This window comes from Pseudobutyrivibrio sp. C4, assembly GCF_900111635.1.
In the GTDB taxonomy this organism is placed as follows: Bacteria; Bacillota; Clostridia; order Lachnospirales; family Lachnospiraceae; genus Pseudobutyrivibrio; species Pseudobutyrivibrio ruminis.
Map to the genome: position 1 here is coordinate 218734 of NZ_FOHF01000002.1, position 24109 is coordinate 242842.

General features: G+C 34.2%; 29 protein-coding genes. 16 read left to right on the forward strand and 13 right to left on the reverse strand.

Features of this window, described 5'->3' with window-relative positions:
* Window positions 1-7: 7 nt before the first annotated feature.
* Both BMY66_RS04825 and BMY66_RS04830 read left to right on the forward strand, forming a co-directional pair.
* Window positions 8-247 carry a hypothetical protein gene (locus tag BMY66_RS04825; RefSeq protein ID WP_090394324.1) on the forward strand — a complete coding sequence of 80 codons (240 nt, stop codon included), beginning with the start codon at window positions 8-10 and terminating at the stop codon, window positions 245-247.
* A 197-nt stretch (window positions 248-444) separates the two neighbouring features.
* On the forward strand, window positions 445-849 hold the full coding sequence (locus BMY66_RS04830) for a hypothetical protein (protein ID WP_143064502.1): 405 nt from the start codon (window positions 445-447) through the stop codon (window positions 847-849).
* A 100-nt stretch (window positions 850-949) separates the two neighbouring features.
* Here BMY66_RS04830 and BMY66_RS04835 read toward each other — a convergent pair whose 3' ends face one another.
* Window positions 950-1573 (reverse strand): PIN domain-containing protein, encoded by a 624-nt coding sequence (locus BMY66_RS04835; RefSeq protein ID WP_090394326.1) that lies wholly within the window; start codon window positions 1571-1573, stop codon window positions 950-952.
* Window positions 1574-1745: 172 nt separating this feature from the next.
* On the opposite strand from BMY66_RS04835, the gene BMY66_RS04840 reads away from it, so the two are divergent.
* From BMY66_RS04840 to BMY66_RS04865, 6 genes are all read left to right on the forward strand, one after another.
* Window positions 1746-2438 (forward strand): hypothetical protein, encoded by a 693-nt coding sequence (locus tag BMY66_RS04840; protein WP_090394327.1) that lies wholly within the window; start codon window positions 1746-1748, stop codon window positions 2436-2438.
* Complete coding sequence (locus BMY66_RS04845; RefSeq protein WP_090394328.1) at window positions 2435-3148, forward strand: hypothetical protein; 714 nt, start codon at window positions 2435-2437, stop codon at window positions 3146-3148. The genes BMY66_RS04840 and BMY66_RS04845 overlap by 4 nt, the downstream gene beginning before the upstream one ends.
* A gap of 106 nt (window positions 3149-3254) precedes the next feature.
* Window positions 3255-3695: a GNAT family N-acetyltransferase gene (locus tag BMY66_RS04850; RefSeq protein WP_090394329.1), complete on the forward strand. Its 441-nt coding sequence runs from the start codon at window positions 3255-3257 to the stop codon at window positions 3693-3695.
* A gap of 9 nt (window positions 3696-3704) precedes the next feature.
* Complete coding sequence (locus BMY66_RS04855) at window positions 3705-3920, forward strand: aspartate dehydrogenase (RefSeq protein ID WP_090394330.1); 216 nt, start codon at window positions 3705-3707, stop codon at window positions 3918-3920.
* Window positions 3921-3934: 14 nt separating this feature from the next.
* Complete coding sequence (locus tag BMY66_RS04860; protein WP_090394331.1) at window positions 3935-4303, forward strand: zinc ribbon domain-containing protein; 369 nt, start codon at window positions 3935-3937, stop codon at window positions 4301-4303.
* Window position 4304: 1 nt separating this feature from the next.
* Window positions 4305-4784, forward strand: a complete 480-nt coding sequence (locus BMY66_RS04865) for a GNAT family N-acetyltransferase (protein WP_090394332.1) — start codon at window positions 4305-4307, stop codon at window positions 4782-4784.
* A 134-nt stretch (window positions 4785-4918) separates the two neighbouring features.
* Here the strand turns inward: BMY66_RS04865 and BMY66_RS04870 are convergent, their stop codons facing one another.
* The gene (locus BMY66_RS04870; protein WP_143064503.1) at window positions 4919-5833 is read right to left on the reverse strand and encodes a PIN domain-containing protein; all 915 of its coding nucleotides are present in this window, start codon (window positions 5831-5833) and stop codon (window positions 4919-4921) included.
* A gap of 104 nt (window positions 5834-5937) precedes the next feature.
* Between BMY66_RS04870 and BMY66_RS04875 the strand changes: the two genes are divergently transcribed.
* The 8 genes from BMY66_RS04875 (at window position 5938) to BMY66_RS04910 (ending at window position 11430) form a co-directional block, all read left to right on the forward strand.
* Window positions 5938-6240, forward strand: coding sequence for a Dabb family protein (locus BMY66_RS04875; protein ID WP_090394334.1), 303 nt, complete (start codon window positions 5938-5940; stop codon window positions 6238-6240).
* Between the two features lie 26 nt (window positions 6241-6266).
* Entirely contained in the window at window positions 6267-6479 is a 213-nt protein-coding gene (locus BMY66_RS04880; protein ID WP_090394335.1) for a hypothetical protein, read from the forward strand.
* Window positions 6480-6486: 7 nt separating this feature from the next.
* Entirely contained in the window at window positions 6487-6858 is a 372-nt protein-coding gene (locus BMY66_RS04885) for a DUF4186 domain-containing protein (protein ID WP_090394336.1), read from the forward strand.
* 148 nt (window positions 6859-7006) lie between these two features.
* Window positions 7007-7276 carry a hypothetical protein gene (locus BMY66_RS04890; RefSeq protein WP_090394337.1) on the forward strand — a complete coding sequence of 90 codons (270 nt, stop codon included), beginning with the start codon at window positions 7007-7009 and terminating at the stop codon, window positions 7274-7276.
* On the forward strand, window positions 7276-7653 hold the full coding sequence (locus BMY66_RS04895; protein ID WP_090394338.1) for a hypothetical protein: 378 nt from the start codon (window positions 7276-7278) through the stop codon (window positions 7651-7653). Before BMY66_RS04890 ends, BMY66_RS04895 begins: the two co-directional genes overlap by 1 nt.
* Window positions 7631-9046 (forward strand): helix-turn-helix domain-containing protein, encoded by a 1416-nt coding sequence (locus BMY66_RS04900; protein WP_090394339.1) that lies wholly within the window; start codon window positions 7631-7633, stop codon window positions 9044-9046. Before BMY66_RS04895 ends, BMY66_RS04900 begins: the two co-directional genes overlap by 23 nt.
* A gap of 60 nt (window positions 9047-9106) precedes the next feature.
* The gene (locus tag BMY66_RS04905) at window positions 9107-9634 is read left to right on the forward strand and encodes a hypothetical protein (RefSeq protein WP_143064504.1); all 528 of its coding nucleotides are present in this window, start codon (window positions 9107-9109) and stop codon (window positions 9632-9634) included.
* A gap of 728 nt (window positions 9635-10362) precedes the next feature.
* Window positions 10363-11430, forward strand: coding sequence for a tyrosine-type recombinase/integrase (locus BMY66_RS04910; protein ID WP_090394341.1), 1068 nt, complete (start codon window positions 10363-10365; stop codon window positions 11428-11430).
* 74 nt (window positions 11431-11504) lie between these two features.
* Here BMY66_RS04910 and BMY66_RS04915 read toward each other — a convergent pair whose 3' ends face one another.
* The 11 genes from BMY66_RS04915 to BMY66_RS04965 all read right to left on the reverse strand — a co-directional run bounded on the left by BMY66_RS04915 (window position 11505) and on the right by BMY66_RS04965 (window position 24107).
* On the reverse strand, window positions 11505-13016 hold the full coding sequence (locus BMY66_RS04915) for a hypothetical protein (RefSeq protein ID WP_090394342.1): 1512 nt from the start codon (window positions 13014-13016) through the stop codon (window positions 11505-11507).
* A gap of 8 nt (window positions 13017-13024) precedes the next feature.
* The gene (locus BMY66_RS04920) at window positions 13025-14536 is read right to left on the reverse strand and encodes an AAA family ATPase (RefSeq protein WP_090394343.1); all 1512 of its coding nucleotides are present in this window, start codon (window positions 14534-14536) and stop codon (window positions 13025-13027) included.
* Window positions 14537-14539: 3 nt separating this feature from the next.
* Complete coding sequence (locus BMY66_RS04925; protein ID WP_090394344.1) at window positions 14540-15490, reverse strand: hypothetical protein; 951 nt, start codon at window positions 15488-15490, stop codon at window positions 14540-14542.
* Between the two features lie 25 nt (window positions 15491-15515).
* Entirely contained in the window at window positions 15516-16475 is a 960-nt protein-coding gene (locus tag BMY66_RS04930) for a helix-turn-helix transcriptional regulator (RefSeq protein ID WP_330387050.1), read from the reverse strand.
* 521 nt (window positions 16476-16996) lie between these two features.
* The gene (locus tag BMY66_RS04935; protein WP_090394346.1) at window positions 16997-17293 is read right to left on the reverse strand and encodes a hypothetical protein; all 297 of its coding nucleotides are present in this window, start codon (window positions 17291-17293) and stop codon (window positions 16997-16999) included.
* Between the two features lie 378 nt (window positions 17294-17671).
* A complete protein-coding gene (locus BMY66_RS04940; protein WP_090394347.1) occupies window positions 17672-18061 on the reverse strand; it encodes a hypothetical protein in 390 nt (129 codons plus the stop codon).
* A 103-nt stretch (window positions 18062-18164) separates the two neighbouring features.
* On the reverse strand, window positions 18165-19475 hold the full coding sequence (locus tag BMY66_RS04945) for a PcfJ domain-containing protein (RefSeq protein ID WP_090394348.1): 1311 nt from the start codon (window positions 19473-19475) through the stop codon (window positions 18165-18167).
* Between the two features lie 9 nt (window positions 19476-19484).
* The gene (locus tag BMY66_RS04950; protein WP_090394349.1) at window positions 19485-20081 is read right to left on the reverse strand and encodes a hypothetical protein; all 597 of its coding nucleotides are present in this window, start codon (window positions 20079-20081) and stop codon (window positions 19485-19487) included.
* A gap of 119 nt (window positions 20082-20200) precedes the next feature.
* Window positions 20201-21535 carry a replicative DNA helicase gene (gene dnaB, locus BMY66_RS04955; protein ID WP_090394350.1) on the reverse strand — a complete coding sequence of 445 codons (1335 nt, stop codon included), beginning with the start codon at window positions 21533-21535 and terminating at the stop codon, window positions 20201-20203.
* A 12-nt stretch (window positions 21536-21547) separates the two neighbouring features.
* On the reverse strand, window positions 21548-22999 hold the full coding sequence (locus BMY66_RS04960; RefSeq protein WP_090394351.1) for a vWA domain-containing protein: 1452 nt from the start codon (window positions 22997-22999) through the stop codon (window positions 21548-21550).
* The gene (locus BMY66_RS04965; RefSeq protein ID WP_090394352.1) at window positions 22986-24107 is read right to left on the reverse strand and encodes an ATP-binding protein; all 1122 of its coding nucleotides are present in this window, start codon (window positions 24105-24107) and stop codon (window positions 22986-22988) included. Before BMY66_RS04965 ends, BMY66_RS04960 begins: the two co-directional genes overlap by 14 nt.
* Between the last annotated feature and the right edge of the window lie 2 nt (window positions 24108-24109).

Here is a 24109-nt window from a genome sequence, read left to right on the forward strand (position 1 = left end):
AGAAGAAATGTCAAATATAAATGAGTTTAATAAATTATTAAATGAGATTCTTGATGAAAAATTTCCTAATACAATTCGATATGCAGTAAGTAGTGGAGACTATTGGCAGGATATCGTCATTGAATTGCGTGAGAATGGACAACAATTACGCTACAGCCCTTACGAATTATTTAAACAATCTCATAATTATGAAGATACTATAGAAGCTTTGTTAAAGGAATGGAATGCTAAACTTAACGGAATTTAAAATCTATGCTAGATCAAGAATTAAAAGATGAACTTAAAAGAATTACAGCAAAAAATAACCCTGATTTTTTCTAGCTAGGTGGCTATGATAAAGAACCACTTACCAAGCTACCATGCTGCGTATTATATGAGTTGGTGAATAAGTATACATAAAATAATTGATTAGTCTTAAATACCGTATACCAGATAACAAAAATAATGAAAGGAATCAATGATATGACTTTATACAGTTTAATTAAACAAATTTCAAATATTATCACAGCTGATACTGACGCATTTTATAAATATGTATTATATACCTCTGATGATAATGGAGGCTTCTTAAGAACTAGGTATTGTTGGTGGCCTGATAAACCTGTAGCGGATCTAGAATTAGAATCAGGCTATTCAAAAGTGCTAGTAACATCTAAAACTAAAATTAATCCATCAGATTTGCTTGATGAATCAAGCCCTAAAGTAAAACTACAAATTACATATTCGGACGAAAATGCCACCCTCGAAGAAGCTGAATGGGATGCACAGCTTGGATATTGTTATGTCTACATTTTTGATTTAGTCCATAACACTTACACATTAGATTATGTAGCTTGTCCATATTTATAGGAATACTTTTCAAAAATATGAAAAATCACGAAAACAACTAAACAATACCACTCTAGATAACATTTTCCTAGAGTGGTATTTATATAATCAAAAAGGTTAACTAAGATTTGTTTTTAGATTTTAATAAGGGTTTTAGTTTTTTGTATACGTCACTAGTGCGCTTGCTATCTTTAAAATATTTGGCCATACCATTACAAATAGCTTGTTTAGTTTTATACTTATTGAAAATCGTTAAAACTTCATTCGGCTCATTATTATTACCGATAAGAGCAGTAATTTCCGCCAATGAGGCGATATCTTTAGAAGAAACTTTACTCTTTTTTTTCTTGGCGGTGGCTTTTATAGCAATTGGCTGCTCACCTATTTCTTTAGATTTAACAGTTATACGATTTACAGAATAATTAAGTCTCTTCCAAAATTCTAAAGCAACATCAAATCCGTTGTCGTCAGATACTATATAATAATTGCCATTTACGCCTTCTTGTCCAAGCAAATATCCAAGATATGAAGTTAATTGAAAGTCTAGCGCGTTTTTTGTGCCGACATTGACTTTAAAGCACTTAAGCTTGGTGTTTGAAGACATTAAAGGCTCAAGGATATCAAAAGTAATGTTCTTACTATTATCTGAGTAGAAAATAATGACAGTATCGTCGGCTGTCATCCCATTTAAAACCTTAAACCCTTCAGCATGAACATTTTCATAATCAATTAAATAATAATTCATAATCCACACCCCCGCATACCAACTATATTAAATAGACTATCGTTGTTATTTATACAAAGCAATAGCTATTCTAGAAAAAGCATACTTGTTCTTATACATAGCAAATAAAAAAATGCTAGAATTAAGATAACTAACTCTGATGATTTCCCCTTAAAGGGAGTGAGGTATTCTTATGGGAATTTATCTTTCAGAAGAAGAAGCTAAAATTAGTAGAACAATTACAAATATAACAAGTGAATTGCCAGATACGGTAGCGGATTTTGCTAAGTATATGGAGTTCGAAAACCATAAGAAACTCAGCTATATTTATGAATGTGTACGTAACATAAGACTTTTCTATCAGATATTAGCAAGCGAATTAGGTATTGATGCTATAAAAGCGATAGGACTAGTTCATTTGTCAAATTTAACCCCTGAAATATTAGACAAATACGTATCTTCTCCAAGTAAACCCAAAAGAATGTATGCTCAACCAGTAAGTCCTAATTCAACGACACGATCTAGTAGAAAAATTAGCCTTTGGTTCTATTATGACTATTTGGTTTTTAAGCGTTTAGTAGAAAAGAATCCAGTTTATGACTGGGAAAAAATGAATAAACCAAAGAAGCCAAAGAAGATTTCTTCACCAGACAAAGTCAAATTTACTGGTGACGCAAAGACAAAAACAACTATAGATGGTAAATACAGCATAATAAAAGAACGTAATTCAAATAGAGAAGAGAGTATGTTTGTATATCATATAAGAGATGAAGTAAAAGGCTCTTATTTTACAGACGAAAATGGGGAGATTCTTGCTATCATCCCTTATATGGAAGCAAGAGAATTTGTAAAGAATCTCTATAGTAGGAACACTAAAAATAAATGAGAACATTTAAATACAAAGACTATGAAATAACGGTTCATACTGAACCCAAATATAATCCAAATTCTATGGATAATCTACCATATGATAAGGTTATTCCTATAGATGTACCATTTGATGATTTTAACACCTGCTTTTCGCTAAATATAGAAAAGGATGGTGAATCCACTTCAGTTCTTATCATTGCCCCTCACTATATTAGTGTAGAATCATGTGTACTTCCTCATGAAAAAGGCCTGTTCATGCTTCTTGATAATTTCGTATGTTTATTTGATGTAGAAGCCAAGGAAATTGTTAAGAAAGTTGATTTAGAACCATACGGAACCACCGAAAGACCATATATCTATGGAGAAGATTATATTATTCATGGCGAAATGAATATTTACAGAGTTTCAAAGAATCTTGAAATCAAATGGCAATATTCCGGCAGAGATATTTGGGAAAGATATCGTGGTCCTGAACCAGCTTTTGAAATGAAAGAGGATAGGATATGTCTATATGACTTCATGGATAACTACTATGAACTAGATTACGATGGAAACTTGATATTTGAAAAAGAAAACCCATATCAAGTAAATCCCTATATTGGAAAGAAGCAAGCAAACAATGAACAAAAAAGACCAGATGACAGTATAAAACTTCGTGAGTACAGGAATGGAACTAGAAACCCTCTACGCTTGCTTTCCAGATTTTTCAAAGGAAGAAATAGCTGAAATCTATAATAATTATAAAGATAATCAATCATCAGAAAATACCTCACCTATAAACATAAGTGTCAATTGTTCGTAGTAAAATTACATTAAAAGATGGAGCAGACGCATGAAATTACTAGTTAAACACTTCAACGAACTCACAACAACTGAATTATATGAAATTCTAAAAACTAGAGCTGAAATCTTTGTCGTAGAGCAAGACTGTCCGTATCAAGACCTAGACGATAAAGATCAAGATGCAATTCATATCTTCTGTTGGAATGATAATAATCGAGTGGCAGCTTGCCTCAGAGTCTTTTGGAAAGATGAAAATGAAGGCGTCGCTCAAATTGGAAGAGTAGTGACATTACAACATGGTACTGGCCTTGGCGGTAAACTACTTCATGCTGGAGTAGAACTTGCAATCAACCTGTTCAAAGCAAAGAAGATTTATCTAGAAGCCCAGGAATACGCTAAAGGTTATTATGCTAGAGAGGGTTTTGAGGTTGTTTCAGAACCATTTCTAGAAGATGGAATCCCTCACGTAAAGATGGAAAAGATTATCTAGAGGTATACTATGTTTTTCAAGAAAAAGATTGAAAAGAAAGCATATGATATAACCACAAAGAAACCTGTTATTAAAGCTAGCATATGCACAGGTGAGCAGGTAGCTGGATTTAGGGATATTGCCACAGGCGCCTTTGAGGAAATAATGCTTATTAAAAGCCAAGAAGATTTGGCTGCGTTTAAAGCAATGTATGACATCACAGAAGAAATAGAAAAGATTTACTAAAGGAAGAATGATTTATGTTTTTTATTATGGGAATAACTGATGGCCGCAAAGACTTTGACTTTAGTCAGACCGTCATATGTGATAATTGCGGAAAATATGGAAGATATCAGGTCTTCATGCTCTTTACAGTTCTATCTCTTTTCTTTATCCCAACTTTTAAATGGAATAAAAGATATTATGTTCAGATGAGTTGCTGTGGCAGTATATACGAACTTAATCCTGAAATAGGTAAGCGAATAGCTTCAGGAGAAGACCTACAAATCAAGCCTCAAGATCTCACTAAAGTAGGCAATGGTAGAGGCTTCTTCAAACATTGCAATAACTGTGGTTATGAGACATCGGAAGACTTTGATTTTTGTCCTAAGTGTGGAATGAGGTTTTAAAATGCATTACAGATTACTCGAACCAAATGATAACTCGCTACTAGCTGAAATAGTCAGAAAAAATCTTAAAAGACATAACCTGGATATTCCTGGAACAGTATACTTTGACGATAACCTAAATCATCTCAGTGACTTTTATCTAGCATCTCCCAAACGAGCATACTTTGTTGCTCTAGATGGCAATGACAACATTGTAGGTGGAATAGGGCTTGCAGAACTTGATTTTATGGATAATACGGCCGAGCTACAAAAGCTTTATCTAACCGACGCTGCTAAAGGCCAGGGATTATCTTATAAACTTATAGAATTAGTAGAAGAAACTGCTATAAATAAAGGCTATAAGCGGATGTATCTTGAGACTCATACAAATTTAAAGACTGCGATTCATGTATATGAAAAATGTGGATATAAGCTAATTGAACGGCCTAAAGAAGTCGTTCATAGCTCAATGAATAGATTCTATCTAAAAGAATTATCATAAAGAGTAGAATTCATTTACTTTTCACATACTTTCCACTACACAAACGCAATGGGAGATTAATATAACATCATCGCAAGAGCGATAGAAACTTTTTCATATATCATTCAAAAAGGCTGCCGATAAGGCAGCCCATTTTATTTCTTAGCATTTTCGAAGATCTTTGATGTAGCCTTATAAACTACACTAGTCTTATCATTACCAAGTGATTTTTGAAGTTTATTATTGTAAGCAGATGTATTCTCGCAAGATGCAAATGCATCATACACTTTCTTATAGTCTGGAGCACTTAATTCAGCACCTTTAAGTGCAGCTCTGATTTCAGCTTTTTGCTTATCAGTAACAGTAGGTCGAGTAGTAGTTCTAGGCTTCTTCGGCTGAGGTTTTGTTACTACCTTTTGTCTTCCGGTTCTTGTGGTTGTTCTTCCAGAATTACCAGCCCGTCTTGTGTAAGTTCTTCTAGGTCTAGCCTTTGGTTGCTCTTCAGATATTTCTTCAACCACTTTCTCTTTTATTACAATGGATTCCTGACGCTTTATTGAGTATCCCTTTTCAGTCCAAAAATCCACCACGGCATCAAATCCAGAATCTCTACTGATAACGAATATTGCATCATAAGAATTCTGTCCCAACTTATATCCAAGATATGTTGTTAGTTGGAAATCCAAATAATTCTTTGCCGTCTTTTCGGCTTTTACATGCTCTATGTTTGCCGAAGAGCTAGTTATAGCTATAAGCGATTCATAGGCCACAGATTTTACCTTTGAACCATAAAATATTACAACAATATCATTACCAGATAATTGATCAACACCAACCAGACCAGCATCTGAAACATTCTCATAATCAACAAGATATAATCTCTTATTGACTTTTGATTCAACAGTGGTAGTGCTTATATCTGATGCCTTATTTTCATTTTTAACATCCTTATTAAATAATCCCATATTAACCTCACGTATTTCTATAGTTAACAGACCTATTGTATCATAGGTTTGTGTAAAATTTTTTTGTATAATATCATCGCTATACCAAATTATTTTAATCCACATCTGTTATAGGTAATATTTATAGGCTGGTATACAAAGTGGAACAAAACCCACGTAAGTGATAAACTAATAGCCATTAGAGATAGAAATTGGAGAGAATTATTTAAATGATAAAACAAGTAGTTATCTGGAAGTTACAGGACAAGTGCTTTGGCCCAAATTTAGGGGCTATTAAGGCAAACATTAAGACAAAGCTTGAAGAATTGAATGGTAATATTCCAGGACTTGAGAGTATAGTAGTTTGCACAGATTGCCTCAGCTCATCAAATGGAGATGTCACTGTAGAAGCATTATTTGAGAGCGAAGATGCATTTAAAAATTATCAAAAACATGAGCTCCGTCTTGCAGCCACAAAGGATGCTATTGTACCTTTCGTGGATACAACAACTCATGTGGAATATGAACTATAAAATCATTTAAAAAAGGGGGTTTTGAAATGGATGTTAAGGATATTATTACTAAGGTAGCAGGTAACAAGGATCTTTTAGACAAGCTTAAGTCTGCAGATGTTAAACAGGCAAAAGAACTATTAGACAAAGCTGGTGTAAAGGTCAATGAGGCTGATGTTAAAAAGGTAAAAGAAGCTTTAGCTGACGGTAAGATTGACATGAAAGAAATCAAAGATATTGCTGGAGGCCTTTTTAAATAAAATTTATATGACAAGAGAAGAATGGTTTGCTCAGCTGTTTACACGGCTGGGCAATTCTAAATTTAGGACAAGTTTTAAATTAAAGCAAAAAGATATAGACTATATACATGAGAAAGGGCTAGATACTATAAGAGCTCACGCTGCAGATTTCATTGCTAAAAGAGAAGCACCTGCAGTGATTCCAAACGATGGTAAGCAGACGCCGACAAAAGGTCACCCGGTATTTATTGCTCAGCATGCTACAGCTACCTGCTGTAGAGAGTGCATTAGGAAATGGCATAAAATCCAGCCTGGCAAAGAACTAAGCCAAATTCAGCAGGATTATTTAGTCGATGTAATCATGACTTGGATTGAAAAAGAGTTAGAATCCAGTGGGTAGACGAAAGAAGATATGAAAGAGATAGGCAAAAAAGCCTATCTCTTTTTTTATTAAATTTTTAAGTTCTAAATTTATGTACAGGCATTTGGAAGTAATAAAGCGTGGTTGGGGGTAGTATCTAAGTATCAACTGAAAGGAGAAAATATCAATGGAGAAAATAAGATTAATAAGTATAGAAGATTTTAAAGAGATGCTATTCTGCGGTGAAGCAGAACAAGTTTCGTGTTGGAGGGGTGGAAGAGTCGGATATACAAAGGCGCTTTTGCAATGTTTCAAATATAAAAATGAATATTATGTAAGATTGATAGATTGCTCGGGAGATATAGCCAGAGTTTTTTCTAATAAGTATTCAGCAAATTATTATTTCAAAGTAATTACAAATGGTGGTCATTATGAGAAAATAAAGGAGGTAGCATAATGGTTACATTACATAGTATTGAAAGAACAACAGAAAGAACTGGATTGAATAGAAAAGCATCTGTTCGTATGATGGAAAATGCTTATAACAGAGGAATCGATGCGAATCAGTTTAGTACTGTAGAAAAAGAATACTTAGAAAGAAAAGCCGATGATGGAACAATAATAAAATACTATGCAGGATATTGCTTCATTTTTAGCTGTGAAGGGCTGTGTATCACAATGTATAAGGCTCCTACTTGGTTTGGCAAAAGACATTTTGATGGTAAAAATAGAATTCGTAATCTGAAGAAATACAATAAAAAATATTATTTTGACCAGTACAATGAAAGTTCTGATTGGGAGGGAATGCTGTATGGAAGCAAAACAAAAATTTGAAACCATTGTTCAAGAAATAGAAAATTTAATACGTGAAGATGCATATATACAGGACAAAGAAATCAGTAAGATGGCTTTTGAGTTTGTTAATGAAGTCATAGATGAACGAAGCCGGAATAACATTTTTAATTTTTTAATGGACAAAACAGTAATTCAATATATATCGGAACGACGTATGATGATTAGTTATCAAAAACTATTGTCTGATAAGGATATGCGTAAAACTTATAAAGAAGCCATAGATATATCAGGAACAGGTACAGCTCAGGCTTTTTCTACTAAGTTTAAAAAAATGTTTGGTGTATCACCTAAAGAAGCGTTTGATATAAATGATGGATTGAAATATAAAGCTCGGCCATCTTGGGATAGTCTTGCAGAAAATGGAGTAGAAATGAAAATGGATAATAGAGAAATAATCGTTGCTGCTATTGATAAATCAAAAGATATACAGAATTATGTACGTGGTTTGAAGGAGTTCTATGGTTTCAATGATGAAGAAGTTCATTTTGCATCAAATTTATGGCTTGATGGTAAATCTTCATTGAGAGAATGTTTCCAATTTGTGGCTGATTATATATATGAAAAAGAAGGTACAGATAGAGATAACAGATTGGAAACGGATTTAACAAAAGATATAGTTCAACATCTATATTTTGAAAAGAAATATAATTTTGACCAGATATTTAGGATATTATTACTGCAATATTTGGGAATAATAAAACAACATATAGTTGATTACGAAGATGAATATATATTGGTTTGCAGCGAATACGATTATCATGGAGAAGATCAAAAAATAATTAAAGAGAAGTACGATTACTATAGAAAAATGCGGACTGAATCGTATACTAAATATGACTCCCAATTATATGGATTTTACGTATCTTATGATTCAAAGGAAAATGCTTTTAAAAGATTAAAACCAGGAATTACAAGCGAAATAGAATTAGAAAAGTGTAAAGAGAATTTTTGGGAAGATTTGATGCCTAAAGAAGACGAAGAATACCTTGGGGTAGTAGATTCAGATTATATAAATGATGATATGTATGAGCCAGAAGTATGGGATGAAAATGCTATAAGAAATTACAAAGATAATGATTATGACGAAGATGAATGGTTTGCTGACGAATTTGAGCGTGATGTAATTGATGATAATGAAATATATGCATATGACGAAGCGCTATATAGAGAGTTTGAAATGGCATGTAATAAGGAGGCTTGCTTAAGGCAGGAAGAAATTGAACGAATGAAGACTGTCAGACGTCCATTTAAAGAATTCTTTGATTTGGATATTGAAAGTTATTGGAATTCAAATAATAATATGCAAAATAAATTATCGGATGAAGATATCATTAATACGATGGATGTAAGTGGTCTGTTACCTGTAACTTAATTAAGAAGTAGTTTTTTGTGATTTTTATAATAGAATAGAAAAGAGGGGCTATTTATGTTTATGTATAACGGCGAAGCATACTATTATGCAAATGGGAAATGGCTTAATAATGAATCAAAAATTGTTGATAAAGAAATAGCGGCAATATTGGATAAATTGTATAGCAAAGATGAAATAGAGCAGGGAATGAATGCTCGAAAGAAACAACAAAGGAAATCAGCCACGAATTTAGGAGCCGGGCATTATGTTTATAGTAAAAAAATCGCTAATAATAGCATGAATTTAAATGATGATACATATAAAACGGTAAAAATAAATTCTTCAGATAATAATTTGAATGATGAATCATCAAAGTTATATGAGATGGTTATGGGAATGTCAAAAGAGGAAATAGATTCATGCAAAATGTATCAAGCTATATATAATAATCCTAAGGCGTATACACCATGGACTAAAGAAGAGGAAGAAAAATTATTATTTGAGATTTCACAGGGAATGAAGATTTCTAAAATTGCAAAAATTCATGAGCGCACATCCGGTGCTATACGAGCTAGATTAAAACATATAGATGAACGTAATCATATATAAAATTTCACTTAAAAAGAGACTTGTTGTAAAATTCAATTCAATTAAGCAAGCTGTCCGATAAAAAGACAGCATTGGATGATATTATTACATCACATTAAGAAATGCTTATCTCTAAACATCAGTTGATGTTTTGTTTTTGTCATATTGTTAGCAGATATCGGAATGGAATGGTCCTTCCTCTGAGTAGTAAGGTATCTGTTCACAAGTTCTTTTCCATAGCTTGTGACCTTAGTCTTGTAGGGGAATGTATTAAGAGGCCAGCAGGACTTACCTTTCTTTTTGTTTATAAGATAAATGTTTTCTAATACCAAGCTCCAGGGTTTTTACCTCTCCCTGGGGCTATTTTTCTATCTTCCTGCATGCAAAACTGATAAAATTACGATAAACGATGGCTTGAAAGTGAGCCACTTCCCTTTTCTATACTTATCGATGAATTCAAAAGCCTGCATTCAGCAGGCTTTTGTTGTAACAGTATCGCTAGAAGCTATTGTTACTTTAGAGATTTTTTATAAATAGTGAATATTAGATGCACTGAATCATAGAACAGCTTTTAATATTATATCTTATGTGTCAAATGACATTCATTTAATAAGGGGACTTTAATAAGGGGGAGGCCTCGGGTTTATATATTTATCTATGCGTATAATTTAAGTTATATTTGCAAATATGATATAAATACTTTAAAATAGCTATAGAAAACATAATAAAGGTTATTCAGGAGAATCCATATGAATCAACATGGCAATGTTAAACCTAAATCAAATATAGATAAACTTGAAGAAATAAAGGCAAAATTACCTTCATGCATACATGGATACTTTGATTTTGGATCTCATGATAAAGCTATATTAACAAAACTAAATTATGCCAGGGATTTACTGTATTTCTTTGAGTATACGGTAAACTTCTTGCCATATTTTCCTGAAAAAGAATCTTCAGAACTAACTATAGATGACCTCAAGTCGATTACGCCGAACGACATCAACAAGTTTGTGACATGGATGAAGGATAAACAGGAATTGTCTGAACGAACCTGTGCACGTCGCAGATCGTCGGTTTCTATAATATATAATTACCTAATTAATACAGAGCGAAAACTAGATTTTAATCCAGTTACTGGCTCTGAAGGGATTTCTATTGAGCAAAGCGATTTTGTTACCTATTTGAATCTTGATGAACAAGCAAAACTACTAGATTGTATACAATATGGGACTGGTCTGACTAAGCGTGAATTGGCTTTCCATGAAAAATATAAAAAACGTGATTTAGCCATCATCTTTCTGTTTTTAGACACTGGACTTCGTATATCCGAATTACAGGCTCTTAATATAAATGATGTGGTTATCTATGATAATTTTATGCATGATGAATCTAACGAATGTTTCGTTCTCACTTTAAGGAAAGGTAAAAAAAGAAGCGGAAAAACCCCTTCGAAAGTTTATTTTTCAGATGAATCAAAGGCCTATATCCAGGATTATCTTAGATCTAGGGAAATCCATGGAGAGAAATTTGACAGCAACTCTCCTCTCTTCATCACCTTAGATGGGGATAGACTTTCTGTGCGTCAAATTCAACAGATGTTAAAGAAATACGTTAGAGCTTCGCTTCGCCGTAGTGATATCAGCGTACACAAGCTTCGCTCTAGCTTTGCTATGGAATTTTATAAGGCTGAGCATGATATTCTAGTTCTTCAAAACCGTATGGGGCATACTTCTATCGCAGCTACTAATATATATGCTAAAGCCAGCGATAAAGAAGAATCTGTTAAGAAATCTAGAAATTGGCGCCAAAAGTAAATGCAAAAATACCCTCCTTACTGGTTGTACCGTAAAGAGGGTACATATCACCTACTCAATGGTATAGAGATTGTTTATGCAAAAATTTTATCTGTCACCTTACTAACTGCTTTAGAACCAGTCTCTAGTAAGGCATTAACATGATTTTTCAATTCGTTTTTTGTTTTTACGATTGCTTCACCTAGGTTGCTTCCCATTACTTGCCCAACAAAACCACCTATAAATCCTCCAACAACTGAGCATACCTTAGCTCCTACTGGGCCACATATTGTTCCAACAAAGCCACCAACAACTTTTCCAATTGCAGTACCCTTTACAGAACCCTTGGCTGTACCTATAAAACCACCTAATACTGACAATGTTGTTTTTTCTATTTCATTAATTCCTTCTTCAAAAGAACACTCTGATTTAGATATTTTATGTAAAGTCTTTACATTTTCGACAGCAGTAATAGCTAATCCAACACATGACTCAGCTTCGTTCAGTAATGGTATTTTAGGTACTTTTAATTTTTTAAGTTTTAATGCTGTGTATAGAGAACCTGCTACTGCAACGGTTGAACCTGCTGTAGCCCCTGTTTCGAGAAATACTTTTGCCTCATCTTCAAAACTGATTTCTTCATCACAAATATATTTAACAGCAATATCCATACCAGTTCCAATGGTGGCCGAAATGGCGCCTGCTATTGCAGCTTTTTTTCCGACCTGAATAGCTATATCTCTAACTTTATAATCATTCCAATCTTTTGAAATATCACCATTATTCTGAGCTTGATGCTGTGCATCCTTAGCATCAGCTTTGCTTAAGGGATCACTTTTGGTACCATCTGGTGCACTGATACAGTCTTCTGCATTATTAATCTCACTAGCTTGGTCAGATGGTGCCAATTTATTTTGTCCTTCATAATTTCCTTTGTTAAATGCTTTATCAGTATTTTTTGCAGAATTATAATACTTAGCTTGATATTTTTTTACAACTTCACCTGTACGTAAATCATAGATTTCAATGTCTACACCGTTTTTTTCATAGGCTGAACCATTTGGTTTTACAACCCTAGCCCTATAATTGCTTCCATTTGAAGCAGCATTCATATTAAATGATTGTGCGTGTAAATCTTCTGCTAAAAAACCATCTAGATTAGGATTAAGACTAACCGAACCATCCTTTTTGGTAATCGTGTCTAGTAAAGAATCATTTGCTTGATTAACACTTTCATCTAAAATATTCATATAAGAGGATACTTCCTCAGTTGACATATTTTTAGTAGAAGCGACAATATGATCAGCAAAAACATCCTCCTTGGTGCGTCCTCTGCTACACTCATGCTCCATTTCTTCGCGAACATTTCGGTATGAATCTATCGAAAATATCGTATTCTTAGCAGCAGTAGTTATTTCTTCATCAGACAGAATATTTCCCATATGAGAGTTATATTTCTCGGTTAACCATTCTAAATCTGTTTGTTGTGGCGATTTTTCTTTATAATCTTTTAAAAAATCAACCAAAAGAGAAAGTTGTTCTTTATAATCACTATCGTTCATTAACTGTGTGTGTTCTTCATCAATTAACAGTGTTTTTATTTCCATATACCCTCCTAGTTAGATGCATTTGTAAATTCCATCTTTTCTAAAGCTTTTCTTGTTTCTTCCAGCTTATCACCTAAACTTTCAGTAATACTATGCGTATGTTCTATAACCTCTAAAACACAATCTGTAGTAATTAAAGCTTTCTCAGAGTTTTTTCCATTTTCTAAGACCGCAATAAAACTTTTTTCAATAGATTCCTTAACAACACTTTCGATATCTGCACCATTGAAACCGTTGGTTTGTTTTGCTAATTTTTTTAGATCGATATTTCTAGTAGATTTGTGCCTTATATCAAAATGAATTTTAAAAATATCTTCACGTTCCTTTTCATTAGGCAAATCAACAAAGAACAATTCGTCAAATCTTCCTTTTCTAAGAAATTCCAAAGGCATTCCCGACACATCGTTAGCCGTAGCAACGATAAAAACTGAATTATCCTTTTCCTGCATCCACGTTAAAAATTGCCCAAACAATCTTTTAGTAACATCATTGCTACCTTCATTTCCTGCTCCTGCAAAAGACTTTTCAATTTCATCAATCCAAAGAACGCAAGGACTTATTGCTTCGGAAAGTGATAATGCCTGACGCATGTTTTTTTCAGATTCACCAACATATTTTCCTAACAGTCGTCCAACATCTAGGCGAACAAGTGGAATTTGAAATAGAGATGCAGTAGCTTTTGCAGTTAAACTTTTTCCACATCCAGGCATACCAACAATTAAAATACCTTTTGGTACATCAACGCCATATTTAATTGCTTTATCAAGATTGGCGAAAATTCTATTCTTTCGCTCTAACCATTCCTTTAGGTTGTTTAAACCTCCAATACTAGTCATGTTTTCAGAAGAGCGTATAAGTTCTAGTATTCCAGACTTCTTGATGAATTGCTCTTTTTCTCTCAATACGAGGAGCTTATCCTCTTTATCTAATATTCCCTCATCAAGATATGCTAAATACAGTACTTGTCGAATTTGAAATTCATTTAAGCCCTTAAAGGAACGCGCAAATTCACCTATTAATGATTCTTCTACTCTCTCATTTCCGACAAACTCTCTAATCAATTCTTCAATCTCTTCATATGATGGCAATGGTATATCAAATATCGTGATGTATGATTCAAGCTCTTTAGGTAGATTTAATACACTAGACACGATAAAAATGGTTGCATTGTAACCTTCTGTATAAAGATTTCGCTCAGCTATATCTTTGAGTAGAGCTATTATTTTAGGATTATCTAAATCCCCATGTACATCTTTAAGCACAATAAGAGTATGTTTTTCTTTATACCCATAGTCTTTTACAAATCCCAAAAATTTAGTCAAATCACAATCCAAAAGGCTTGATTTATTGCTAAAATCTACCAAGCCATTTGCATTATTGTATTCGACAATTTTTGCATCTTTATACAATGCACTTATCAACTCATCCACCAAATTAAAATCAAAATGATTTATATATATTATTGGGTGTAATGAATCTACATAACGAGACAGATTGTTAATTATTTTTTTATTAACCATTGTTTAGACCTCAATATAACCAAGTTCCGACTCTACATCATTAGGACAATAACATAGCCCATCATTTGGTATAAAAGACTTTAGATGTTGAGAATCGTATGAATCTTCGGAATCTATACATCCAGCATCACCATATCTATCTCCATACCGTAAATAGATAACTAATACTTTTTGCCCAGCTGGAACAATAGAGTTCATTTTACCTAATTGAAGAGAGGTTGCTTTTACATAAGTCACAGGTAACTGCGATCTGGTAGATAAAGATGCAACAGTTTCAATAAGCCCAGTGGCAGCTTTTCTAGCCTCAGCCTTTCTTTTTTTTACAAGTTTTGTCATTTCAGTTTCATCTTCGTCGATTATGTTTCCATATAAATCCGTATCCCAAAAAAGCTTTCTAATATCTTTATCACATAGCATTAGCGCTATTACTATTGGCGATAATTCTTTAGCGTCCATTATAAAATCACAAACTTCAATAGAGAAAATTGATAGATATTTCTTCTTTATGATTAGGAGTAAATCTTTAATTTCAGGAATATCTGACTTAAAAAAACGAGGTTTCAGTATTTTGCCTCTTACTTCAATATATTCAGAAACATATCCCTCGATAATTTCAGAACATTCCTGTTGTTTCTCAAGAATTTTTTTCGCGTTATTTATTTCTCTTTGAACAAATTCTTCATCCTTGATTACTTGTAAAACTTCCTCAGAATCAGTTCTAAAGATTTCAGCAAGTTTAATTAGCACATTTTCAAAAGTATCCTTTTTATTTATCAATTCAACGTCTTTTAATTCATCTAAGTAACCTCGATTTTTGAGCCATCTTTCTAGTGTTCCGGAGGTAAAATATACATATAACTTTTGGATTTCAAAGTGATCTCTAAGATCGTCTAAGTCACGAATTTGATAGTGATCTAATTCCAAATTGAAAAGTATCGGTTTTTTCTCGCCCATAGTTTCTATTCCTTTCAACGGTTAGCTATATTAAAACAATATCTTTATCTTGTGATTTAATCCATCTATCTATTCCATCTCCATATACCTCGGCAGTAATTGTGTAAATGGTCCTTTCCAAGGATTCATCATATCGTTCACTCTTTATCTCAGCTGTTGGTAATCTATCAAGCACAGCCTCAACAGAATATCCTCTATATTCAAACTTAACTTTCCTTAGCTTGCCAGGAAACATAAATTGAACACGTTTCCGAAATTCACCTTCTTGGAATCGTTCAGAATATGGATTGCTAAATGTTTCATCTAAAATCTTGAAATTCTTCATCCTATCAATTCTGTAGATGGTCGGATTTGCATCACCTAGATTGTAAAAATTCTTTTTTACTTCCTCATCATCAATGAATGCGGCCAAGTAGAAATAGTAATCCGAAAACATTATTGCTACAGGCCTTATCTTTCTAGTATGTCCATGTTTCCCTTTTACACCTTTGTATTGTATTTCTATATAATGACGCTGACTTATCGCTTCTCCTATCTTCCACATCCTGTCCATAAAAACGGTTTTATGATGAGGTTCAATATAGTGAAATTCCTCATTTCTAATTAAGTTTCTAACTACCTCCTGATTCTCTTTAGGAACACAACTGTCCACTAATTTTTCAAGCATTTGCTCCATTTCTTTTTTAGTAAGAGATCTACTAGCAAGCAAGATTTTACAAATTGCTAAAATCTCAGGATTAGTAAATTTCTGTTTGTAGATTTCCTCTAGACGATATCCACCTATTTTTCTATCAAAAACAATCGTGTTAATGTAGCCATCTTCTGGTCCAGAGATATCTAAGTAATCACGAATGTCACTGATATCTCTTGAGATACTTCTCTCATCCACATCATAATTTGCTGCAGCTTCAGCCTTATAGACAGTTCCCCCATTAATTAGCTTTGAATATAATCCAAGTACTCTCTCTATTTTGTCTGCTGCCATTTTCTTCATCCTTTCTATTAAGCAAAAAGCACCATAGTTAACCTATGGCGCTCTCCCAAAACCACATGCGCCATAAGGCTTCTGTAGTCATAACAATATTCCCCCATTTACCACTTATACAATCTCAATTTTACTACCTAAGTGACAGTTTTTGTCCTTTTTCACAGTCTTTTTAGAAAGTGTTTTTACTTAGTTTGTTATATGATTTTTACCCCATCCATAGAACATTCATTGTAATAATTGCAATTCAAACAAAAGCATTTACACTGCTTATATTGCTTGCGCTTAATGAAATGTAACCAATACAGGACTTTACTCACTACTAACCTCATTTTAAAACCCTCTTAAATAAAATGGTCGACAACCAAATCATCTTCAGAAGTCGACCAAAACCAGTGTTAACTATATTATTCTATAGAGGTCTTCGTATCCCTAATAACATCAACTATTGCTAATGCAACTAATTCTGTAGCGACACAAAAGATTACTCTACCTATGAACTTACACATATTCGATTCTCCTTAAACAATGTGAACTATATGGCAAACAACCTTTGCTGCCTTCCACGGTTGACGTACCGCTAAAAAAACTCCTGTACCTGCAACAGCAGCTATGCCAGCTACCGCAGCAACTTTCTTCCAGCCCTCTTTCTTTTCAGCAATATTGATCACTTCATCATCTTCTGTCTTTTCACTCTCTTCCTCATCTTCAAGGTCTAGTTCCTCTTCAAGTTGAGCCTCCTCTAGTTCCTTTATCTTTCTGTCAATCTTCTCCTGTGCAGCCTTAAGCTTTTCAATTCTCAAATTCTTATCTTCCATAAATATGTACCTCCTATGGATTAATGTGATTCAAATACATTGATTCATCTGCCTTTATTTATCTGTAATATAACAAAGAAGAATGACACAACTTGTCATTTAGAATATATTTTACATTTTTAATCTCTTGAATATATCTAGACACTAATCCACTCTATAATCTTATCTACTGTCTTGCTCATAGTGGCAAAAGAATTCCCCATGATAGAGCGCAAAACCATATACTTAAACAATTTTGAAGGTTTAAATCTCACGATATGTTTTTTCTTCTCTGCTTTTTCCATCCTCATGATATCAAACCACGGACATATCAATCTTCTTTTTCTGTCTCACTCTAAACTATACTGCTCTTGTTCATATCTCATATAGCTGGTCTCCTTATAACGAATCATCCGCCATCATTAACCTATCAATGTAATCTTGCATTGTGCTTTGTACAGAACGCTCGTTAACATCAACCACCTCACCGTTCTCAGATTCCTTTGCTTTCTTCTTTCCCTTAGCCTTATCTTTGTCAGACTTATTTCCAATTGCATACTTCTCTGGACGGCTATATTTATCAAGATATTGTTTAATATGCATGCCATTCAAAATATTAATCGCCTCTATCTCAGTGACACCATACTTGTGTTGAAGCTCCATTCGTAACTCTCTCCTGGCTCCAGTATCTTCTGTGCCACTAAGTTGACGTGCTCTTTCTAAATACTCGTTTGCCACCTGAAGCGTTAGAACTGGAGTCTCTTCATTCTTCGGTTTATTTTCTTCCACCAAAAATCTTCCTTCCACTGTTGTTTCTCAAAGGAAGGATATCAAATGGCTATGTCACATCTTGTCAATATAAGGATTATATCGCTAATTTTTTTGACAAATCCTATCTAAAAGGTAAAGCTTCATCAATTTCTTTTAGATTATGGCGTTGGCAATATAATTTGAGCATCTCGCTATCACTCTCGTTTAGATCTCTGTTAAACCGATATCTAGCTTCAACGACAGTATCGTCTTCAATCCTAAAAGCAATATAAGGATATCTGTCACTGTTTCTATAAACAAAGACAATATCACATTCATGATATATATGTGGATATATATATCCAGTAAGGCAATTCTTCATATAGGCTGCAGCCTTACAAAATTCCTCAGCAGAATTAGGATATTTAAATATGAAACATTCATACTGTTCTTCTAATTCAGGGGTACGATTAAGATTCGATTTTCCCAACCTATTATTTATGTTCTCATTCTCAGAAAAGAGATAGTAATTCAGTGAATCATATCTGTATGTGAGAGTCTCAATGTTACTTTCCACTTCTTCCAGATATGGGACAAATATCGGATCAATATTTCCAAATCTTTCGTAGTTAGCTCTTTTTTCAATCAGCTTATTTTCATACTCTATGCGCATCTGATATTGCCCTCGTGTCCATGCATTATTCAGTTTCCTAAGAGTATCTATATATAATTTGTAGTTTTGATGGTAATTCTTCTTTTGTCTTAACCGTAGTAAATATTCGCATTGAAAATTATTCAATCCTGAATCCATAATCCAACTATTATTTTGAATAAAAGACTTGATGAATCTTCTATTCGGTTCACCAGATAATAATTCTGCACCATACTCATTATTCAAAACTCTTAGAATCCTATTATTGATACCGCCAAAAACTTTGCTAGGTGATGTTGCTAACAAATTCAAGTCTTCTATCTCACCTCTATATACTGCAAGCTCATCCATACCCGCCTTGTATAGAAGTTCCTTTACCGAGTTTCGCTTCATACAATGATAAATGTGATCTAACATCTTTACTGGATGCTTATAATATCTCTGAAGATGCCATTCATCGTGAAGCTGTGAATACTTGGCATGTATTTCATCTAAAAATGGACATATAAATATTGATGATTTATCTCTAACAAATTCATCAAATATATTTTCTAGCTTCCAATCCCAGGAATAGCCTTCATGAAACACATATCTTTTCTTATGGGCCATACAGCCATCCCGTTCAAAGATAAACCAATACCCTACAATGTCTGGCTCGTATTTAACCACCACAAAATAGGGTACATCATATATTTTCATCTTATTTAGTGTTGTATGTTTAACTTCTATTAATTTGTAATACTCATCAATCTCTAGTCGCTCAGGCTCCCAGGTATTATTTGTGAAACTAAAATCTAACATCGAATATTATTAATAATATTTTACTTTGATAATACGTCCCATAACTTCATCAAAATCTGCTTGAGGTCCAATTAAAGCCTCCAGGTCTTTGATATTCTGAATAGTACAACCGAAAGATTCTAACCATTCATCCGAGTTATAATCCAAAACCTCCTCACTACAAGTATTAACTTCTTCTAAGGCTTGCTTTTTAGATAATTCGTTTTTCTCCTTAGCCTGACACATAATCTCATCTGCTAATTCTCGTAGTTCCTCACAATTACCAAAGATTTTCACTACTGAAATATGAGCACCTAATAGCTGAAAACAGCGTTTTACTATATCAAGATTAGAATTCACGCTTTCCTTATCAGATGCATTGTCGTCAAATAGAGAATCATTCTCTTCCATAGCAATCTGGATTCGGTTTAAAAGCATCGCACCAAAAGCCATAGACGCACTTTTTATAATCTTGTAAGATGTAGAAACATTTTTTAGCACAGATATATAAGAACCAATAGCGTCAAATAACTGTTGCTTAAAACGCAATTTCTCTTCATCCTCGCAGTTAACTATTTCTTCTGCCAATGCAGTTTCTAAATAATAGATATGTTTTTCCTTAGTCATAGCCACTCCTTTACCAACCCTTGTATTCCCAGGTAATAAAAGCAATATATCAAACAGCAACGACACAATTTGTCATCACAACAAAAAAAGAGACACCGAAGTGTCTCAAAATATTAGATTCACATCCCCTGTGTATAATCCTTATTAGCAAACTTAGTAAATTCTGGAAGCCAAGCAAGCTCAATAGTCGCAAGCTCACCACCTCTATGCTTCCCAATAATAAGCTCTGTCGTATTTTTCTTATCTGTATCATGATTGTAGTACTCATCCCTGTAAAGAAACATAATAATATCAGCGTCCTGTTCAATCGCGCCGGACTCACGAAGATCTGACATCATAGGGCGTTTATCAGTTCTGTCTTCTACATTTCTAGATAGCTGAGATAAAGCGATAATAGGAACATTGAGCTCTTTAGCTATCATCTTGAGACTTCTAGAAATTTGTGAAACCTCGACCTGTCTGTTATCAGCGTGTTTATCTCCATCCATCAACTGCAAATAATCAATAATGATAACTGCTAAATCACCATCCGATGCCAGCTTTCTACATTTACGTCTTAATTTTTGCGGAGTCAAACCGCCAATAGCATCATCAAGAACAATGTTTGAGCAACCTACCTTTGTTGCAGCTTGAATAAGTAACTCCCAATCAGTCTCAGTCAGATTTCCTGATTTCATCTTTTTAGAATCAACATGACCTTCCTGTGCCATCAATCTTCGAACTAATTGACCTTTTGGCATTTCAAGTGAAAATACAGCCACTTTTTTCTTTAATTCAATTCCTATATGAGCTGCTATATTAAGTACAAACGCTGTTTTACCCATGGCAGGTCTTGCAGCAACAATAACTAAATCGCCCTTTTGGAAACCTTGAGTTACGCTATCCAAATCAATAAAGCCAGATGCTACACCTGTAAGCTCGCCTTTATTCTTAGAGGCCATTTCTATAGCAGTTAATTCCTCCAATACTACCTGCTTTATAGAGCTTTCATCAGTATCACCATGCTGTTGGTTCAAAGCAAATATCTCGGCTTCTGAATCAGCAAGAATACTATCGACATTATCCCATTCCTCATAACAGCGCTTTTCAAGTGTTTGCCCAACTCTGATTATGTTTCTTAGTATTGCTTTGTCCTTAACAACTCTCGCATAATCTTTTGCATTAATAGAAGTAGGAACCTCAATTATTAGTTCTTTAATCAGTTCTTCTACATTAATTCCTAAATCTATCTCACCTATAGCAGCCATTATTGTTATCTCATCCACAGCCTGCTGTGAATTATGTAAATCTATTATGATTTGGAATAACATGCCATATAGCTTCTGATAAAAGTCATTCTTTGTTAGTATTTCCGAGCATGCATTTATTGCCTCATCATCTATAATCATCGAACCAATAACAGCTCTTTCTGCCGCCAATGAATGTGGCACACTTCTTTTTAATGAATCATCCATTTTCTATTACCTCTATAAATTCATTGAAAATGAAAATAAACTACTACTATCCATATTGTTAGTACTTGGAATTCTTGCTACTTTTCCCCATGGTGGATCAACTACCTCATTATTAATAATCCATAATGTAGGAATTCCTTTGGTACATTCGACTTCTGGAAATGGTGCACCGCCATCTGTCAAAATGACGATACTCAAAGGGGGCTCATCTTCCATTTCTTTATTAACGTAATCAAAGATGATATCAAACGCTGTTCCTCCACCTCCTTCAGGATGAATTGCTCTAAACTCATCTTCATCAACAAATGGCACAGGTGGAACAATCGCAGCATCAAAAAATCCCAGCCATCCTTCTATTTTTCCGTTAAACTGGTCGATTGCCCCTTTAATTTCTGAATAACATCTTCGAACTTCATCATCAGACATCGAGGCTGACGTATCAATCATAAACAGAATTTTCTCTACCTTATCATCTCTCTCATTAAAGTCTGGTAGGAAGAATGGACTATCGTCAAATCTCCTGTCTGGAGGACAAAAAGAATAATCGTTAATCTCGCTTTGAACAAACTCCTCAAGAACAGTTCGCCAATCTATTGTCGGTTCCTGTAATTCATCAACATGACGTTCTACAAAACCTGGTATACTTCCTGTAAGCTTTACAGTCTCCTCAAATTCCTTAGCTTGTTTTGCAGCCTGATATATTCTAAAATCCCACTCATCAGCTTCAGAGCCACTACCATCGGAACTATCAGTGTCCATATCATGCGAATCCCAGCCTTTTGATTTAGAGCCATTTCCCGAACAACTATCTTCTTGAGAATTTTCTTGTTCATTCCCAAATCCAAATTGCTCGTCTTCGAAGCCACCATTATTTCCACTACCATTAGGCTGCGAATCATCTGAGTCTTCTAAGTCTTCCTGTTCACCATCATCTGATTCACAATCGGTCTCATCTTCACTAGAACCCTCAGAATCTTCATCCCCATCTTGATTATCAGCAGCTTCCTGTTGCGTTAACAACATCAGATATAATTCCTCTAGAGAATGCGTCCATCCCTCTGTTCCATCTGGTGCTTGATGTATCTGCACCCCACCAAATTGTGATAGAGAAATTGATGTATCTCTAAAATTGTTCGCTCTAAGAATATTTGAATTAACAATTATATCTGCTGCCTGATCTACTAGCTCGTTTGATTTATTAAATCTTTCCAAATGCTTCAAAACTATGTGAAGCAATTCATGAGATAAAACATATTCGAGTTCATTGTCAGTAATCGAATTCAAAAAATCAGGATTTAAATATATTCTTTTACCATCGGTACTTGCAGTCTCTATATCCTCACTAAGAGTTATTTTCAAGTACATGAGTAGCAGACCATAAAAAGGATTTTTATGGAGCAATTTCATTCTGGTTTTTAAAATCCTGGCTGTATTTTTCCTAATAAGTTCATTAGAAAGTTCCATTCAATAGTGCTCCCTTTGTCTGCATCCATCTTGAAAACTCAGGTATTCTAAGTAATGTCTGAGTAAAGTTCTTTTCAATCGACATATAATCCTTCATAAGCATTACTGAAAAATCTGGTGGGAAAAGATTTGCATATAAAATAGAATTTCTCAAACCTTCTACATCATCTTTATGCTCGCTGGCATACTTTGTCATAGCTGATGTCAATGCGTAAAGCTCATCTGGTTCTTTAGGAATCTCATAAACTCTACCGCTAAATACGTCTTCCATAGATGGTAACTTTTCGTAGCACTTGCACCAGCTTATGAACTCTATTCCCGCAGACATTCCTATCAATCCATATATAAGAGAACTTATTTTCCATGCATCACTTTCAACGTTATTCAGCAGGTTACTTACCATTTCCCATGATCTAGGAGTTGCAAAAGCAAGTTCTTCCGATGAAGAATCAAAACACATTAATGCGGTTTGTCTAAAACTCAAATAACTAACTACACTTGGATGAACACCTGCACGAATGGCCCAAGATTTCCATGAGTCAAAATTAACTTGAACCTCTAAGTGAAGTAATCTGTTTGCAAGAGCCTTTGGCATTTTAAATGCTACCGACTTATCAGTGGTTCTGTTTCCAGCCGCAATTACAATACAGTTATCTGGCAGCTTATGCTCTCCAACGACTCTGTCCAAAGTAATTTGATAAGCTGCAGCCTGAACAGACTGTGGTGCTGCAGAAATTTCATCTAAGAACAACAGATTAATAACATCATCAGACTCATCCATCTGAAATATCTGAGGTTTGAGCCATACAGCCAAAGTCTTATCTGCGTTTGATGTGGGAATACCTCTTAAGTCTATTGGATTAAAAAGAAGTAATCTAACATCAGTAACTGCTGTCCTTTTGCCGGTGTTTGCTTCTATTTCCTTTGCAATCTGTCTAACGGCCTGAGATTTTCCTACACCAGGAGCGCCCCAAAGCATTACTGAAGGCATTAGCTTCATGGAACACCCATTATTAATCATTGCACAATATGCACTCGAAAGTGATTCAACTAAACTACCAACATCCTTAACCGGAATATTTGATATTTTTACATCTGTATTACTCATAA

Bases quoted from the DNA above. Each gene is read 5' to 3' on its own strand.
- BMY66_RS04840 (WP_090394327.1), top strand. From the start codon at position 1,746: ATGGGAATTTATCTTTCAGAAGAAGAAGCTAAAATTAGTAGAACAATT.
- BMY66_RS04915 (WP_090394342.1), bottom strand. From the start codon at position 13,016: ATGGAAATAAAAACACTGTTAATTGATGAAGAACACACACAGTTAATG.
- BMY66_RS04870 (WP_143064503.1), bottom strand. From the start codon at position 5,833: ATGTGGATTAAAATAATTTGGTATAGCGATGATATTATACAAAAAAAT.
- BMY66_RS04945 (WP_090394348.1), bottom strand. From the start codon at position 19,475: ATGTTAGATTTTAGTTTCACAAATAATACCTGGGAGCCTGAGCGACTA.
- BMY66_RS04885 (WP_090394336.1), top strand. From the start codon at position 6,487: ATGACAAGAGAAGAATGGTTTGCTCAGCTGTTTACACGGCTGGGCAAT.
- BMY66_RS04850 (WP_090394329.1), top strand. From the start codon at position 3,255: ATGAAATTACTAGTTAAACACTTCAACGAACTCACAACAACTGAATTA.
- dnaB (WP_090394350.1), bottom strand. From the start codon at position 21,535: ATGGATGATTCATTAAAAAGAAGTGTGCCACATTCATTGGCGGCAGAA.
- BMY66_RS04830 (WP_143064502.1), top strand. From the start codon at position 445: ATGAAAGGAATCAATGATATGACTTTATACAGTTTAATTAAACAAATT.
- BMY66_RS04895 (WP_090394338.1), top strand. From the start codon at position 7,276: ATGGTTACATTACATAGTATTGAAAGAACAACAGAAAGAACTGGATTG.
- BMY66_RS04965 (WP_090394352.1), bottom strand. From the start codon at position 24,107: ATGAGTAATACAGATGTAAAAATATCAAATATTCCGGTTAAGGATGTT.
- BMY66_RS04825 (WP_090394324.1), top strand. From the start codon at position 8: ATGTCAAATATAAATGAGTTTAATAAATTATTAAATGAGATTCTTGAT.
- BMY66_RS04905 (WP_143064504.1), top strand. From the start codon at position 9,107: ATGTATAACGGCGAAGCATACTATTATGCAAATGGGAAATGGCTTAAT.
- BMY66_RS04845 (WP_090394328.1), top strand. From the start codon at position 2,435: ATGAGAACATTTAAATACAAAGACTATGAAATAACGGTTCATACTGAA.
- BMY66_RS04920 (WP_090394343.1), bottom strand. From the start codon at position 14,536: ATGGTTAATAAAAAAATAATTAACAATCTGTCTCGTTATGTAGATTCA.
- BMY66_RS04875 (WP_090394334.1), top strand. From the start codon at position 5,938: ATGATAAAACAAGTAGTTATCTGGAAGTTACAGGACAAGTGCTTTGGC.
- BMY66_RS04935 (WP_090394346.1), bottom strand. From the start codon at position 17,293: ATGGAAGATAAGAATTTGAGAATTGAAAAGCTTAAGGCTGCACAGGAG.
- BMY66_RS04925 (WP_090394344.1), bottom strand. From the start codon at position 15,490: ATGGGCGAGAAAAAACCGATACTTTTCAATTTGGAATTAGATCACTAT.
- BMY66_RS04930 (WP_330387050.1), bottom strand. From the start codon at position 16,475: ATGGCAGCAGACAAAATAGAGAGAGTACTTGGATTATATTCAAAGCTA.
- BMY66_RS04910 (WP_090394341.1), top strand. From the start codon at position 10,363: ATGAATCAACATGGCAATGTTAAACCTAAATCAAATATAGATAAACTT.
- BMY66_RS04890 (WP_090394337.1), top strand. From the start codon at position 7,007: ATGGAGAAAATAAGATTAATAAGTATAGAAGATTTTAAAGAGATGCTA.
- BMY66_RS04950 (WP_090394349.1), bottom strand. From the start codon at position 20,081: ATGACTAAGGAAAAACATATCTATTATTTAGAAACTGCATTGGCAGAA.
- BMY66_RS04900 (WP_090394339.1), top strand. From the start codon at position 7,631: ATGGAAGCAAAACAAAAATTTGAAACCATTGTTCAAGAAATAGAAAAT.
- BMY66_RS04860 (WP_090394331.1), top strand. From the start codon at position 3,935: ATGTTTTTTATTATGGGAATAACTGATGGCCGCAAAGACTTTGACTTT.
- BMY66_RS04880 (WP_090394335.1), top strand. From the start codon at position 6,267: ATGGATGTTAAGGATATTATTACTAAGGTAGCAGGTAACAAGGATCTT.
- BMY66_RS04855 (WP_090394330.1), top strand. From the start codon at position 3,705: ATGTTTTTCAAGAAAAAGATTGAAAAGAAAGCATATGATATAACCACA.
- BMY66_RS04960 (WP_090394351.1), bottom strand. From the start codon at position 22,999: ATGGAACTTTCTAATGAACTTATTAGGAAAAATACAGCCAGGATTTTA.
- BMY66_RS04865 (WP_090394332.1), top strand. From the start codon at position 4,305: ATGCATTACAGATTACTCGAACCAAATGATAACTCGCTACTAGCTGAA.
- BMY66_RS04835 (WP_090394326.1), bottom strand. From the start codon at position 1,573: ATGAATTATTATTTAATTGATTATGAAAATGTTCATGCTGAAGGGTTT.